Here is a 13,001-nt window from a genome sequence, read left to right on the forward strand (position 1 = left end):
CCGGGCGCGGGGTCCGCCGACGGGCTCGCCATGCGCGGGCCCGGACCGGTGAGGCACAATCTCACGGCGGGCCCCGCCCGCACGACCGACGCACGCCGAGGCACCGGCCTCCCGATACCACCGCAGGGACGACGACTCTTGCGAGCACGCACCTGTCGAAACGCGGCCTCGCCGCGCGGCGCCAGCGACCGCACCCCCGCCCAGCGACCCGCGGCCCCGGCGCCGGGCGGCGTCAGACCGCGGGACCCGGCGGCCGGCCGGCGCGGCGGCCGCCACGGGGGAGCGGCGGCCGCGGCCGGAGGGGCGTGGCGATGAGCATGTACCGGGACCGGGTGCACCGGGGCGCGGCGCGGGCCACCGTGCTGCGCACCGTCGGCACCCGTGAGCGGCGCTCGCATCTGAGCGCGCCGCGGGTGCCCACGGTGGGCATCGACATCGGCGGCACCAAGGTGGCCGCGGGCGTGGTGGACGCCGACGGGAACATTTTGGAGCGGCTGCGGACCGAGACCCCCGACAAGTCCAAGAGCCCCAAGGTCGTCGAGGACGTCATCGTGGAGCTGGTGCTGGACCTGTCCGACCGGCACGACGTGCACGCCGTCGGCATCGGCGCGGCCGGCTGGGTGGACGCCGACCGCAACCGCATCCTCTTCGCCCCCCACCTGTCCTGGCGGAACGAGCCGCTGCGCGACCGGATCGCCCAGCGGCTCGCGGTGCCGGTGATGGTGGACAACGACGCCAACACCGCCGCCTGGGCGGAGTGGCGGTTCGGCGCCGGCCGCGGCGAGGACCACCTGGTCATGATCACCCTGGGCACCGGCATCGGCGGCGCCATCCTGGAGGACGGCCAGGTCAAGCGGGGCAGGCACGGGGTCGCCGGGGAGTTCGGCCACATGCAGGTGGTGCCCGGCGGGCACCGCTGCCCGTGCGGCAACCGCGGCTGCTGGGAGCAGTACAGCTCCGGCAACGCCCTGGTCCGGGAGGCCCGGGAGCTGGCGGCGGCCGAGTCCCCGGTCGCGTACGGGATCATCGACCGGGTCGGCGGCAACATCGCGGACATCACCGGACCGCTCATCACCGAGCTGGCCCGGGAGGGCGACGCGATGTGCGTGGAGCTCCTCCACGACATCGGCGAGTGGCTGGGCGTGGGCATCGCCAACCTGGCCGCCGCGCTCGACCCGTCCTGCTTCGTCGTCGGCGGCGGGGTCAGCGCGGCCGACGACCTGCTGATCGGGCCGGCCCGCAGCGCCTTCCGCCGCCACCTCACCGGCCGCGGCTACCGCCCGGAGGCCACCATCGTCAAGGCCCAGCTCGGCCCGGAGGCCGGCATGGTCGGCGCCGCGGACCTGGCCCGGCTGGTCGCCCGCCGCTTCCGGCGCGCCAACCGGCGCCGGGTGGAGCGGTACGAGCGGTACGCGCAGGCGGGCCGGTGACCGGCGCCGGGCGGACCCCGCCGGAGCGGCCGCAGGGCCCCGGGCGGGCGGAGGATGCGGGACCGCCGGAGCGGTCCGGGGGCGAACAGCGGCACCACCGCTGGCTCACCGCCGTCGTGGTCTTCCTGCTGATCACCATCCCGGCCGGGTACCTCGTCATCTCCGCCCTGCAGAGCCGCGACAGCGGCGAGGAGAAGCAGGAGAACGCGGCGGCCACCGGCCTGTCCGAGGGCTGGCCCAGCAAGGTGCAGCGGCGCATCTACGACGTGTGGATCCCGCCCTACTCGGCCGACGTCGCCTTCTACGAGCGGAACTCCTGGCGGTCGAGCGCGATGTACGTGCAGTTCATCACCTCCGCCGAGGGCCTGGACAAGTTCCTGGGCACCCTGGGCGCCGACCGGGACGACCTCGACCCCGGCCGCGTCACCATCAGCCGCGAGGAGGCCGGCCCGGTCGGCTGGCGGCTGGGCCCGGGCGCACAGTGGTCCGGGCTGGTGGTGGACCAGAAGGACCCCCTGCCGACCCTCGACGTCACCGTCGATCTGGACAACCCCGCCCACCCCGAGGTGTACGTCCTCTCCACCATCACCCCCTGAGGAGGGGCCCGCGGCGGGCGGCAACCCGGCGGGCCGGCGTCCGGCCCGCCCCCGCCCGGGGCGCCGGGCGACACCGCCGCGGGCGGGGCCGGCGGCCCGGCACGCCCCGGCCGCACCGGGCACCCCGGCGCGCGAGCGCCCCGGCGCGGGAGGTACGCCGGTACCGGGGCCCGGCACACGCGCCGGCGGCCGGGAGCGCGCCGGCACCGGGGCCCGCCCACGCCGCCAGCTGCGGGGACCCGGACTCCCCAGGTCCATGACCGCCGGGTGGCGCGGACCGGCGCACGAGCGGCGCCGCCGTCCCGTCCTGCCGCGGCCACCGGCGACCCCCGCTGCCGGTCGCGTGAGATCATCCGGCCATGAGTGGCGACCTGGAAGTGAGTGCGGCGGCGATCAACGTCACGATCCCGGAGGCGCTCCGCTGGACGGACACCCGTCGCGGCGAGACGTTCACCCTGACCACCCTCAACGTCCGGCTCCTCCCGGACGGCCGCCTCGCGGCGAAGGCGTACGGGCGACCGGTGGCCGGCGGCAGGGGCGCATACGTCTCGTTCCCGGTCCCCGACCGGCCCGAACTGGCGGCCCTGATAGCCGACGCCGCCAGCCACGCCGCGACCCTGTGGTCCGCCCACCGCGGCCTCGGCTGACCCGGCCGGGGGCTCGTGGGCTCGGGTGAGCGGTCCGGGGCCGTGCGCGGAGCCCTGCGCGACTCCGGCCCGGCCGCGGCGGATCAGCCGGGCAGGTCCTCGTCGCGGCTGAAGGTGTAAGCGCGCTCCACCCGCGCGACCTCCACGCTGTACGAGGCGTACCAGCGATCCCGCCCCAGCCGCTGGGCCTCAAGGTGTTCGGGGTGGGCCTTCCACGCCGCTATCGACGCCTCGTCCGCGTAGTAGATGACGGTGAGGTCCCGGCCGTCCTCGTCCGTCAGCGACTCGCGGCCGAGGTAGCCGGGCTGGGCCTCGCCCAGCTCGGTCATGCGGCGGCCCATCGCCGCGTAGCCTTCGAGGTCCTCGGTGGGGCGGGTGGTGATGATGACCGCGTAGTACGGCGGCGCCGGGCGGACGAACGGGGTGGTCATGCGGGGCTCTCCATCGGTAAGGGGCGAACGCCGCAAAGGCTACTGACGGGGATGCCGCGGGGGCCACCAGATTGATCACGGGCAGCTGGTGCGGCGTCCGGACGGCACGGGCCCGCCCGGCCCCGGAACCGGGCGCTCTCGGGCCGTGGCCCCCACGCATGGCCGTGACGGCTTCCACCGGGCCGCCCCGCATCAGGACGCCGACTCGCGCGGCCGCCCCGGTGCGCCGGTCATCCGTCCTCCGCCGTGCGCAGCTCCGCCCACACCCGCTTGCCCCACGGCAGCGCGTCGGTGCCCCACTCCGCGGCCAGTTCCGCCACGAGCGCGAGGCCGCGCCCGTCCTCGTCCCGGGGACCCGGTGCCCCGAGCACCGGCCGTGCCCGGGAGAAGTCCACCACGCCGATGCGCAGCCGGGTCGCGCCGGGACGGTCGATGACGACCCGGAGGGAGGCGCGCCGCGCGTGCCGGACCGCGTTCGTCACCAGCTCGGAGACGATCAGGGCGCCGTCCTCGGCGAGGTCGGTCCGCTGACGCCGTGGCGGCGCGCGCATCGGCGAGCAGGTCCGGCAGCGCCTTCATCACGGTGTCGAACTCGGCGGAGTGGTACTGCGTCCAGCCGTCCGCGATCTGCTCGCGGAGACGCTCCGGCGAGAAGTCCGGCCCGGGCGGCCCGGGCTCCGGCGCCCGGAGCGCCGGCATGATGGCGCGACGCACCGCCACGAAGCGCGGTCCGTCGTTCTCCCCCGTGGAGGAGACCGCGGGCGGGTCGCCGAGCAGCGTGGTCAGCTCCACGCCGAGACCGTTCGCCAGCGCGTGCAGCGTGGGCAGACGTGCCGAGTGCTTCCGCCCCTGTTCGAGCTGGCGGACCACGTCGACGGACACACCGGAGCGCTCGGCCAGCTCTTCCTGCGTCAGGGAGGCCAGCCGGCGCAAGCGGCGCAGGGTACGTCCCAGGTCTTCGTTCGCCACGCGGCCACGGTACGCCGCCGCGGCGGGGGCCTGGACGGGGAAGACCGGAACCCACGGACGGCACGTGCGTCGGGTCGAGCTCGGGGAGCGGTGGTGTGGTTCCCACGGCGCGCGGAGGTCCCGAGTTCGCGGGTCAGGGGCGCGAAGGCCGGTCCATGTCGTCACCGTCTCGTACGCGGACCCGGGCCGGCAGACCGCCCAGCGCCGCGAACAGTCCCAGCAGGGCACACAGCTCGGTGGTGCTCGCACAGCTCTCGACGGACAGGCTCCCGATGAAGATCCAGGCCGTGCCGCAGCCCATGCGCGGCACCCGATCCGCATCCTGGCGTGCCACGTCCAACCCCGCGGCGCGGGTCTCCGGGGCGGGCCCGTGCGGGGGCCGGGGCCGGCGGGCGGGGCGACCCCCGTCGGTGGGAGGGCGTGGGATATGGGAGCGTGAGCGGGTGAGCACGACGACGACCAAAGCCCTGCAATACCGCTGCGACGGGCCGGAGCAGGCCCCGGTCCTGGTCCTCGGCCCGGCGCTGGGCGCCACCTGGCACATGTGGGACCGGCAGATCCCGGAGCTCTCCCGGCACTGGCGGCTCATCCGTTTCGATCTGCCCGGTCACGGCGGCTCGCCCGCCCACCCGGCCGGCTCCGTCGCGGAGCTCGCCGACCGGCTGCTGGCCACCCTCGACGACCTGGGCGTGGGCCGCTTCGGCTATGCCGGCTGCTCGCTGGGCGCGGCGGTCGGGACCGACCTGGCGCTGCGCCATCCGCAGCGGCTCGCGTCGCTCGCGCTGGTCTCCGCCGCCGCCCGCTTCGGGACCGCCGACTCCTGGCGGCAGCGCGGGGTGGTGGTCCGCGCCAACGGTCTGGAGAGCATCGCCCGAGCCACCCCGGAACGCTGGTTCACCCCCGCCTTCGCCGCCGCCCAGCCGGCCATCGTGGACTGGTCCGTGCAGATGGTGCGGACCACCGACCCCGGCTGCTACATCGCCGCCTGCGAGGCGCTGGCCTCCTTCGACGCGCACGCCGCGCTCGGCCGGATCGGCGTCCCCACCCTGGTGCTGGTGGGCTCCGAGGACGGGGTCACCCCGGCCGCGGACGCCCGGGTGCTGGTGGCCGGCATCCCCGACGCCCGGCTGGCCGTGGTGCCCGGGGGCTCCCACCTGACCCCGGTGGAGCAGCCCGCCGCCGTCACCGACCTGCTGGTCCGGCACTTCTCCGGCTCCTGGCCGGCCGCCGCCGAGCCGGTCACCGGTGCCACCGCGGTCCCGGTCGCCGGCGCCACCGCGGTTCCGGCCGCCGCGCCCCGGCCGCAGCTCACCCCGGTCGCCCCGGCGGGCCCCACGGCATCGGCGGGCCCCGCCGCGCCGGTGGTCCCGGCCGCGCCGGTGGCCCCGGCGTCCCCGGTGGCCGAGCTGGCCGCCGCACCCGACGCGCCGGCCGCGCCCGGCCCGGACCTGCACGAAGCGGGCATGAAGCTGCGCCGTGAGGTGCTGGGCGACGCGCACGTGGACCGGGCCGAGGCCGGCGCCGACGACTTCACCCGGGACTTCCAGGACTTCGTCACCCGCTACGCCTGGGGCGAGGTGTGGAGCCGGCCCGGCATCGACCGGCGCACCCGCAGCGTGGTGACGCTCACCGCGCTCGTCGCCCGCGGCCACCTCGACGAGCTGGCCTTCCACACCCGCGCCGCGCTGCGCAACGGCCTCACCCCCACCGAGATACGCGAGGTGCTGCTGCACACCGCGGTGTACTGCGGGGTGCCCGCCGCGAACTCCGCGTTCGCGGTGGCCCAGCGGGTGATCCGGGAGGAGACCGGCAGCCAGGGCTGACACCGCGGGCCGACCGGCGCGCACCCGCCCGCCGGAAGGGCCGGCACGGCAGGATGGTGGCCATGAAGCTCACCAAGAAGGGCCACGCCTGCGTCCGCGTCGAGAAGGACGGCCGGGTACTCGTGATCGATCCCGGCGGCTTCAGCGAGCCGGACGCCGCGGCGGGGGCCGATGTGCTGCTGGTCACCCACGAGCACGCCGACCACTTCGACGAGGGCCGGCTGCGCGCCGCGCTGGAGGCCCGCCCGGAGGCCGAGCTGTGGACCCTGCGCGCCGTCGCCGACCAGATCTCCGCCGCCTTCCCGGGCCGGGTGCACACCGTCGGCGACGGCGACGCCTTCACCGCGGCCGGCTTCGACATCGAGGTGCACGGCGAGCTGCACGCCGTGATCCACCCGGAGATCCTGCGGATCACCAACGTGGGGTACGTGGTGGACGGCCGCGTCTTCCACCCCGGCGACGCGCTCACCGTCCCCGGCCGGCCGGTGGACACCCTGCTGGTGCCGGTGCAGGCGCCCTGGAACAAGCTCTCCGAGGTCGTGGACTACGTCCGGGAGGTCCGGCCGCGGCGCGCCTACGACATCCACGACGGCCTGCTCAGCGAGGTCGCCCACCCGGTCTACCAGCGGATGCTGGGTCCGCAGGGCCGGCCCGGCCTCGGCGCCACCGAGCACGCCCGGCTGACCCCCGGCGAGAGCGTGACGCTCTGAGTGTCGGACCCGGGAGGTAGGTTGGACGGCATGCGTATCGCCACCTGGAACGTCAACTCGATCACCGCCCGGCTGCCGCGGCTGCTGGCCTGGCTGGAGAGCACCGGCACCGACGTGCTGTGCGTCCAGGAGACCAAGTGCGGCGTGGACGCGTTCCCCTTCGAGCCGCTGCGGGAGCTGGGCTACGAGGCGGCGGTCAACGCCGACGGCCGGTGGAACGGCGTGGCGCTGCTGTCCAAGGCCGGCATCGAGGACGTGGTCACCGGGCTGCCCGGCGGCCCCGCGTACGAGGGCGCCGTCGAGCCGCGGGCGATCAGCGCCACCTGCGGCCCGGTCCGCGTCTGGTCGGTCTACGTGCCCAACGGCCGGGAGGTCGGCCACCCCCACTACGCGTACAAGCTCCAGTGGCTGGACGCGCTGCGCGCCGCGGTCGCCGAGGACGCCGCGGGCGACCGCCCGTTCGCGGTGCTGGGCGACTACAACATCGCGCCGGCCGACGAGGACGTGTGGGACCTGGCGGCGTTCGACGGGGCGACCCACGTCACCGAGGCCGAGCGGCAGGCCCTCGGCGCGCTCCGCGGCACCGGCCTGTCCGACGTGGTGCCGCGGCCCCTGAAGTACGAGCACCCCTTCACCTACTGGGACTACCGCCAGCTGTGCTTCCCCAAGAACCGGGGCATGCGGATCGACCTGGTCTACGGCAACCCGGCCTTCGCCAAGGCGGTCACCGACTCCTACGTGGACCGGGAGGAGCGGAAGGGCAAGGGCGCCTCGGACCACGCCCCGGTCGTGGTGGACCTGGCCCTGGAGGTCCAGCAGTTCTGACCGGACCACCGGCCGCCGGTCATGGGCCATCGGTCACCGGACCACCGGACCGTCCGCCGGTCATCGGCCGTCGGTCGCCGGCCGCCGGCGGTGCGGACACGGTGCCGGGCGGTCCCGCCGGCCCCGGTGGCGGGCCGGGGTGGCCGCCGGCCCGCGTGCCGGTGTGGTGCGCGCCGCGCGGCGGTGTCACTCTGAACCTCATGAACATCCCTTTTCTGGGCAACTGGCGTAGGCGGCACGGCGCGCGGCACGGTCCGGTCCCCGCCGGGATGGGGGACCAGGACCCGGACGGGATCGCCGAGCTGCTGTCGGAGTGCGAGCTGCTGCGCGACCGCGCCGCTGCCGCCGGTGTGGAACTCGACGACACACCCGCCTCGTTGGCGGCGCTGGACCAGCTCCAGCCGCGCTGGCGGGACGACCCGGAGGAGCTGTTCCGGCTCGGCAACGACGCCGGGCTGTACCTGGGCACCGTCGTCGTCCGCACCGTGCCGGGTGCCCACTGGCGCATCGGGGGAGACGGCCGGGCGCTGATCCGGCTGCCCTCCGGCCGCGAGGTGGACGTGGTGGAGGCCGGGCTGGAGTGGGCCGCCGTCGGCGCCCCCGAACTCTCCCGGCGCTACTCCGAGGTCCGCGAGGACTGAGGCCGGGCCCGCCGTACGGCCCGGCGCCCGGCCCGCCCGCCGTACCGGCCCCGGCGCCGGTCCGCCGTACCGGCCGGGCGCCGCCGCCCGGACACCCCGCCGGTACGTCCCCGGGGCCGCCGCCCCGGCACCTCCGCCCGACCGTCCCCGGGACCGCGGTGCCGGACCTCCTCGGCCCGGGACGTCCTCGGGCGGCGTGCTCCGGCCGGCCCGGCGCCGGGCAGCCGGAGCGCGGTGCCGAGGGCGGCGCGCCCGAACCCCTGAACCGGTGGCCGCCCGTCGTGGTGGTTGTACACCCACCGATGCGTGTCGCCCGGAAAGTACCGCATCGTATGGATATTTTGCGCTGACCGCGACCTGGCGACGAGTGGGTAGGGCAGCGTATGGCCGTCGATCCGTTGATCGAGCTGCGTGACGTCAACAAGTACTTCGGCACCCTGCATGTGCTGAGGGACATCAACCTCACCGTGGACCGCGGGGAGGTGGTGGTGGTCATCGGTCCCTCCGGGTCGGGGAAGTCCACGCTGTGCCGCGCGATCAACCGGCTGGAGACCATCCAGTCCGGGCGGATCACCGTGGACGGCGAGCCGCTGCCGGAGGAGGGACGGGCGCTGGCCGCGCTGCGCTCCGAGGTCGGCATGGTCTTCCAGTCCTTCAACCTCTTCGCGCACAAGACCGTGCTGGACAACGTGATGCTGGCCCAGCTGAAGGTGCGCAAGCGCCGCAAGGACGAGGCCGAGCGGCGCGCCCGGGAGCTGCTGGACCGGGTCGGACTGGCCGCCCATGCCACCAAGTACCCCGCCCAGCTCTCCGGCGGCCAGCAGCAGCGGGTGGCCATCGCCCGGGCGCTGGCGATGGACCCCAAGGTGATGCTCTTCGACGAGCCGACCTCCGCGCTCGACCCGGAAATGATCAACGAGGTGCTGGAGGTCATGCGGCAACTGGCCCGGGACGGCATGACCATGGTCGTCGTCACCCACGAGATGGGCTTCGCCCGCTCCGCCGCCAACCGGGTCGTCTTCATGGCCGACGGCGCGATCGTGGAGGACCGGGCGCCGGAGGAGTTCTTCACGGCGCCGCGCAGCGACCGCGCCCGGGACTTCCTGTCCAAGATCCTCAAGCACTGAGCGGGGTGGGGACCGTGACACGCACCCGCCGCTTCCTGGCCGCCCTCGCGGTGGCCCTCCTCGCCGTCGCCTGCGGCAAGGAGGGCAGCCCGCCGGTCAAGGGCCCGCGGATCGACAAGCTGCCCGTCTACACCGTGGCCACCGGGTTCCGGCTGCCGGACTCCGCCACCTGGCGCCGGGCCCACGCCCGCGGTCACTTCGTCGTCGGCGTCAAGGAGGACCAGCCCTACCTCGGCGAACGGGACCCGGCCACCGGCCGCTACTCCGGCTTCGACATCGAGATCGCCAGGATGATGTCCGCCTCGCTCGGCTTCGCCCCGGACACCATCCGCTTCCGCACGGTGGCCTCCGCCAACCGCGAGACCGCGCTGCAGAACGGCCAGATCGACTACTACGTGGGCACCTACACCATCAACGCGCTGCGCAAACGCCAGGTCGGCTTCGCCGGACCGTACTACCTGGCGGGCCAGTCGCTGCTGGTGCGCGACGACGAGGACGACATCAAGGGGCCACGCGACCTGGACGGCAAGAAGGTCTGCTCGGCGGCAGGCTCCACCCCGCTGCGCCGCATCGAGTCCGACTACCCCGAGGCCGAACCGGTGGCGTACGACACCTACTCCATCTGCGTGGACAACCTCCTCACCCTCCAGGTGGACGCCGTCACCACCGACGACACCATCCTGCTGGGCTACGCCGCCAAGGCCCCCGACGAACTGAAGGTCGTCGGCAGGCCCTTCTCCGAGGAGCCCTACGGCATCGGCGTCCCCCGCGGCGACAACGCCCTGCGGTTCGCCCTCGACGACGCCCTGGCGGCCCACGAGAAGAACGGCGACTGGAAACGGGCCTTCGAGGCCACCCTCGGCCTGTCCGGGGCCCCCGCCCCCGAGCCGCCGCCCATCGACCGCTACCCGGCCGGCTGATCAGGAGGGCCGCCTTCATGGACGTACTCACCGAGAACTGGTCGCTGTACGGCGAGGGACTGCTGGGCACCGTGGAACTCACCGTCTACGCCTCGCTGCTCGCGCTGGCCCTGGGCGTGCTGATGGCCGCCTTCCGGGTCGCCCCGGTCGCCTCGCTGCGGTTCATCGGCGCCGCCTGGGTCACCGTGCTCCGCAACACCCCGTTGACCCTGCTGTTCTTCGCGGTACTGCTGGGCATGCCCCGGTTCGGTGTCCAGTTGTCGTTCACCGCCTTCGCGGTGCTCGCCCTGGGCTGCTACACCTCGGCGTTCATCTGCGAGGCGGTGCGCTCGGGCATCAACACCGTGCCGGTCGGGCAGGGCGAGGCGGCCCGCAGCCTGGGCATGACCTTCGAGCAGACCCTGGGCTCGATCGTGCTCCCGCAGGCGTTCCGCTCCGTCATCCCGCCCATCGGCTCGACGCTGATCGCGCTCGCCAAGAACTCGGCCATCGCCGGCGCGTTCAGCGTCACCGAACTGCTGGGCACCTACCGGTCCCTCAACGAACTGGGGTACAGCATCATCTGGTCCTTCATCTGGATCGCCGTCGGCTACCTGATCGTCACCCTCACCATCAGCGCCCTCTTCCACCTCCTGGAGAAGCACTGGGGAGTCGCCCGATGACCGGCACCGCGCTCTACGACCTCCCCGGCCCCCGGACCCGGCGGCGCCACCGGCTCTACGGCGTGGCGGCGACGGCGGTGCTCCTCGCCCTGCTCGCCTGGATCGTCCACCGCCTGGTGGACACCGGCCAGTTCGAGGCGGACAAGTGGCGGCCCTTCCAGTACGAGGGCATCCAGCGGCTGCTGCTGGAAGGGCTCGGCAACACCCTCAAGGCCTTCGCCATCGCCGCCGTGCTGTCGCTGGCGCTGGGCGCGGTGCTGGCCGCCGGCCGGCTGTCGGACTTCGCGGTGGTGCGCTGGGCCGCGACGCTGGTGGTGGAGTTCTTCCGGGCCATGCCGGTACTGGTGATGATCTTCTTCGTCTTCGTGGCGCTGGAGGTCGAACCGCTGCCCGCCCTGGTCACCGGCCTGACCCTCTACAACGGCTCGGTCCTCGCCGAGGTGTTCCGGGCCGGCGTCAACGCGGTGGAGCGCGGACAGCGGGAGGCGGCGTACTCGCTGGGCTTGCGGAAGACCCAGGTGATGACGTACGTCCTGGTCCCGCAGGGGGTGCGGGCCATGCTGCCGGCCGTCATCAGCCAGCTGGTGGTGGCGCTGAAGGACACCTCGCTGGGCTTCCTCATCACCTACGAGGAGTTCCTGCACGCCGGCAAGCTGATCGCCAGCAACCTCGACTACGACCTGCCGTTCATCCCGGTCGTCCTGGTCATCTCACCCGTCTACATCGGGATGTGCATGCTGCTGTCCTGGTTCGCCAACTGGGTGGCCCGCCGGCAGCGCCGGAGCGTGAAGACCGAGGCGGCTCGGGTGGCCCCGCCCGAGCCGGGCACCCTGCTGCCGGGCGACCGGCCGCACTGACCGGACCCCGCGGACGCCCGGCCGGGGTGGTCCGGGGCGGGGCGCGGGCGGTGGTCCGGACGACGGCCCGCGGTGGCCCGGTGAGAGCGCGGCGGTCCGGTGGTGGTCCGCGGCGGCGCTCGGGGCACGACGGCCCGGCGGCGATGGTCCGGGGCGGCCCGCGGCGGTGGTCCGGCCGCGCGGCGGCCCGCGGGGGCACCGGAGCCGGCCGGTCCGCGGTCAGTCGCCCTTGCCGGCCCGCCGGGAGGGCGGCGCGGTGGACGTCGCGGTACGGCTGACATCCGCCACCAGCTCCACCACGTCCGGTCCGTACGCCTGGGAGTTGACCACCTTCAGCAGCAGGCAGAAGGTGCCGTCGGGGCCGTACTTGCGGGCCAGCCGGGCCTGGTTGCGCACCAGGTGGCGGACCGCGGCCCGGTGCGTCACCGGCCGCTGCCCGGCCGCGAGGAACACCGGCCGGCCGCCCTCCCCGCCGGTGAGCCGGGCCAGCAGCACGTACTCCACCGCGCCGGGCTCCATCCGGTAGGCGGTGCCGCCGATGGTGAACGTGCCCCGGTCGGCGCCGGCCTCGTCGCCCGGGTGCACCCGCACCCCCGGCAGCAGGTTCGCCAGGTGCGCGGCGAGCCGGCGGTGGGCGGTGGGGTCGCCGACGCAGAACTCGGTCCGGGCGCCGAACCCCTGCAGGCCGGTGTCGTGCGGGGCGATCTCCGGGTGCGCCCCGCAGCCCTCCACCACCGAGGCCAGCCCCAGCAGGGCGAGCGCGTCGTGGCGCGGGATGCTCCAGTGTGCCGAGGCGCTGTCCCGGTGCGTCACCAGGACGCACTCGGAGCCGTCCGGCAGTCCGAAGAACCGCTGCCGGCGGGCCCGTCCGCGGCGGTGCACGGCCGAGCGCACGGCCCAGCCCAGTACGAGACCCACGACGAGGGCCGCTCCGGAGGCGATCACGTCCTGCACGGTGTCGGTCATGGCCGCGCATCGTAGCGGCACACGGGCAGGCGTTCGAGGCCCGCTGGTGGCAGGCGGACGCCCGCCCTCCGGGGAGCCGGAACGTTCTCGGTCACGCGGTGACGGGTCCACCGGGCGGGGCGTTCTCCGGCGCGCGGTGCCCGTGCCACCGGGCGGGCGCGTTCTTCGACGCGCGGTGCCGGTTCCGCCGAGCGGGGGCGTCCTCCGGTCCGTGGCGGCCGTCCGGTGCCGGTGCGGGACGGCCGGCCCCCGGCGCGCGGCGCGGGGTGCTGGGCCCTCCGGGGCCGCTGCCCTTCCTCCGGTGTGTGCGGTGCGGGGCCTTCCGGGGCCGTCGCTGCCCGTTCCCCGGTGCGCGGTGCGGTTCTCCGGTACGGGTACCCGTCCTCCGCGGTCGCCG

The 13,001-nt window shown here is 74.9% G+C and carries 15 protein-coding genes and 1 pseudogene; 11 read left to right on the forward strand and 5 right to left on the reverse strand.

Annotated features, from left to right (window positions below):
- Nucleotides 1-311: 311 nt before the first annotated feature.
- The 3 genes from IHE55_RS24035 (at nucleotide 312) to IHE55_RS24045 (ending at nucleotide 2,673) form a co-directional block, all read left to right on the forward strand.
- Nucleotides 312-1,430, forward strand: a complete 1,119-nt coding sequence (locus IHE55_RS24035) for an ROK family glucokinase (RefSeq protein WP_197990926.1) — start codon at nucleotides 312-314, stop codon at nucleotides 1,428-1,430.
- The gene (locus IHE55_RS24040) at nucleotides 1,427-2,026 is read left to right on the forward strand and encodes a hypothetical protein (RefSeq protein WP_232265679.1); all 600 of its coding nucleotides are present in this window, start codon (nucleotides 1,427-1,429) and stop codon (nucleotides 2,024-2,026) included. The genes IHE55_RS24035 and IHE55_RS24040 overlap by 4 nt, the downstream gene beginning before the upstream one ends.
- A gap of 359 nt (nucleotides 2,027-2,385) precedes the next feature.
- Nucleotides 2,386-2,673, forward strand: coding sequence for a hypothetical protein (locus IHE55_RS24045; RefSeq protein ID WP_197990927.1), 288 nt, complete (start codon nucleotides 2,386-2,388; stop codon nucleotides 2,671-2,673).
- An 83-nt stretch (nucleotides 2,674-2,756) separates the two neighbouring features.
- Here IHE55_RS24045 and IHE55_RS24050 read toward each other — a convergent pair whose 3' ends face one another.
- The 4 genes and pseudogenes from IHE55_RS24050 to IHE55_RS24065 form a co-directional block, all read right to left on the reverse strand.
- On the reverse strand, nucleotides 2,757-3,104 hold the full coding sequence (locus IHE55_RS24050; protein WP_197990928.1) for an antibiotic biosynthesis monooxygenase family protein: 348 nt from the start codon (nucleotides 3,102-3,104) through the stop codon (nucleotides 2,757-2,759).
- A gap of 230 nt (nucleotides 3,105-3,334) precedes the next feature.
- Entirely contained in the window at nucleotides 3,335-3,655 is a 321-nt protein-coding gene (locus IHE55_RS24055; RefSeq protein ID WP_197990929.1) for an ATP-binding protein, read from the reverse strand.
- Nucleotides 3,615-4,073: pseudogene (locus IHE55_RS24060) on the reverse strand (helix-turn-helix domain-containing protein); the annotation flags it as partial. The pseudogene IHE55_RS24060 and the gene IHE55_RS24055, both read right to left, overlap by 41 nt.
- Nucleotides 4,074-4,206: 133 nt before the next feature.
- Entirely contained in the window at nucleotides 4,207-4,374 is a 168-nt protein-coding gene (locus IHE55_RS24065) for a hypothetical protein (protein WP_197990930.1), read from the reverse strand.
- A gap of 142 nt (nucleotides 4,375-4,516) precedes the next feature.
- Here IHE55_RS24065 and pcaDC point away from each other — a divergent pair, with 142 nt between their 5' ends.
- The 8 genes from pcaDC to IHE55_RS24105 all read left to right on the forward strand — a co-directional run bounded on the left by pcaDC (nucleotide 4,517) and on the right by IHE55_RS24105 (nucleotide 11,638).
- Nucleotides 4,517-5,896 (forward strand): bifunctional 3-oxoadipate enol-lactonase/4-carboxymuconolactone decarboxylase PcaDC, encoded by a 1,380-nt coding sequence (pcaDC, locus tag IHE55_RS24070; RefSeq protein WP_307826808.1) that lies wholly within the window; start codon nucleotides 4,517-4,519, stop codon nucleotides 5,894-5,896.
- A gap of 62 nt (nucleotides 5,897-5,958) precedes the next feature.
- Complete coding sequence (locus tag IHE55_RS24075; protein WP_197990931.1) at nucleotides 5,959-6,606, forward strand: MBL fold metallo-hydrolase; 648 nt, start codon at nucleotides 5,959-5,961, stop codon at nucleotides 6,604-6,606.
- Between the two features lie 30 nt (nucleotides 6,607-6,636).
- On the forward strand, nucleotides 6,637-7,431 hold the full coding sequence (locus tag IHE55_RS24080) for an exodeoxyribonuclease III (protein WP_197990932.1): 795 nt from the start codon (nucleotides 6,637-6,639) through the stop codon (nucleotides 7,429-7,431).
- 200 nt (nucleotides 7,432-7,631) lie between these two features.
- On the forward strand, nucleotides 7,632-8,072 hold the full coding sequence (locus tag IHE55_RS24085; RefSeq protein ID WP_197990933.1) for a DUF6278 family protein: 441 nt from the start codon (nucleotides 7,632-7,634) through the stop codon (nucleotides 8,070-8,072).
- A gap of 383 nt (nucleotides 8,073-8,455) precedes the next feature.
- Nucleotides 8,456-9,199 (forward strand): amino acid ABC transporter ATP-binding protein, encoded by a 744-nt coding sequence (locus tag IHE55_RS24090; protein ID WP_197990934.1) that lies wholly within the window; start codon nucleotides 8,456-8,458, stop codon nucleotides 9,197-9,199.
- Nucleotides 9,200-9,213: 14 nt separating this feature from the next.
- Nucleotides 9,214-10,119, forward strand: coding sequence for a glutamate ABC transporter substrate-binding protein (locus IHE55_RS24095; protein WP_197990935.1), 906 nt, complete (start codon nucleotides 9,214-9,216; stop codon nucleotides 10,117-10,119).
- Nucleotides 10,120-10,136: 17 nt separating this feature from the next.
- A complete protein-coding gene (locus IHE55_RS24100; RefSeq protein ID WP_197990936.1) occupies nucleotides 10,137-10,781 on the forward strand; it encodes an amino acid ABC transporter permease in 645 nt (214 codons plus the stop codon).
- Nucleotides 10,778-11,638 carry an amino acid ABC transporter permease gene (locus IHE55_RS24105; protein WP_197990937.1) on the forward strand — a complete coding sequence of 287 codons (861 nt, stop codon included), beginning with the start codon at nucleotides 10,778-10,780 and terminating at the stop codon, nucleotides 11,636-11,638. The genes IHE55_RS24100 and IHE55_RS24105 overlap by 4 nt, the downstream gene beginning before the upstream one ends.
- A gap of 219 nt (nucleotides 11,639-11,857) precedes the next feature.
- On the opposite strand, the gene IHE55_RS24110 is transcribed toward IHE55_RS24105, so the two are convergent.
- On the reverse strand, nucleotides 11,858-12,604 hold the full coding sequence (locus tag IHE55_RS24110; RefSeq protein ID WP_197990938.1) for a hypothetical protein: 747 nt from the start codon (nucleotides 12,602-12,604) through the stop codon (nucleotides 11,858-11,860).
- Nucleotides 12,605-13,001: the final 397 nt, after the last annotated feature.

Source organism: Streptomyces pactum (assembly GCF_016031615.1).
Lineage (GTDB): Bacteria > Actinomycetota > Actinomycetes > Streptomycetales > Streptomycetaceae > Streptomyces > Streptomyces pactus.

Coding starts and splice junctions, on each gene's coding strand:
- IHE55_RS24035 (WP_197990926.1), top strand. CDS start 312: ATGAGCATGTACCGGGACCGGGTGCACCGGGGCGCGGCGCGGGCCACC.
- IHE55_RS24045 (WP_197990927.1), top strand. CDS start 2,386: ATGAGTGGCGACCTGGAAGTGAGTGCGGCGGCGATCAACGTCACGATC.
- IHE55_RS24050 (WP_197990928.1), bottom strand. CDS start 3,104: ATGACCACCCCGTTCGTCCGCCCGGCGCCGCCGTACTACGCGGTCATC.
- IHE55_RS24055 (WP_197990929.1), bottom strand. CDS start 3,655: ATGCGCGCGCCGCCACGGCGTCAGCGGACCGACCTCGCCGAGGACGGC.
- IHE55_RS24065 (WP_197990930.1), bottom strand. CDS start 4,374: ATGGGCTGCGGCACGGCCTGGATCTTCATCGGGAGCCTGTCCGTCGAG.
- IHE55_RS24075 (WP_197990931.1), top strand. CDS start 5,959: ATGAAGCTCACCAAGAAGGGCCACGCCTGCGTCCGCGTCGAGAAGGAC.
- IHE55_RS24080 (WP_197990932.1), top strand. CDS start 6,637: ATGCGTATCGCCACCTGGAACGTCAACTCGATCACCGCCCGGCTGCCG.
- IHE55_RS24085 (WP_197990933.1), top strand. CDS start 7,632: ATGAACATCCCTTTTCTGGGCAACTGGCGTAGGCGGCACGGCGCGCGG.
- IHE55_RS24090 (WP_197990934.1), top strand. CDS start 8,456: ATGGCCGTCGATCCGTTGATCGAGCTGCGTGACGTCAACAAGTACTTC.
- IHE55_RS24100 (WP_197990936.1), top strand. CDS start 10,137: ATGGACGTACTCACCGAGAACTGGTCGCTGTACGGCGAGGGACTGCTG.
- IHE55_RS24105 (WP_197990937.1), top strand. CDS start 10,778: ATGACCGGCACCGCGCTCTACGACCTCCCCGGCCCCCGGACCCGGCGG.
- IHE55_RS24110 (WP_197990938.1), bottom strand. CDS start 12,604: ATGACCGACACCGTGCAGGACGTGATCGCCTCCGGAGCGGCCCTCGTC.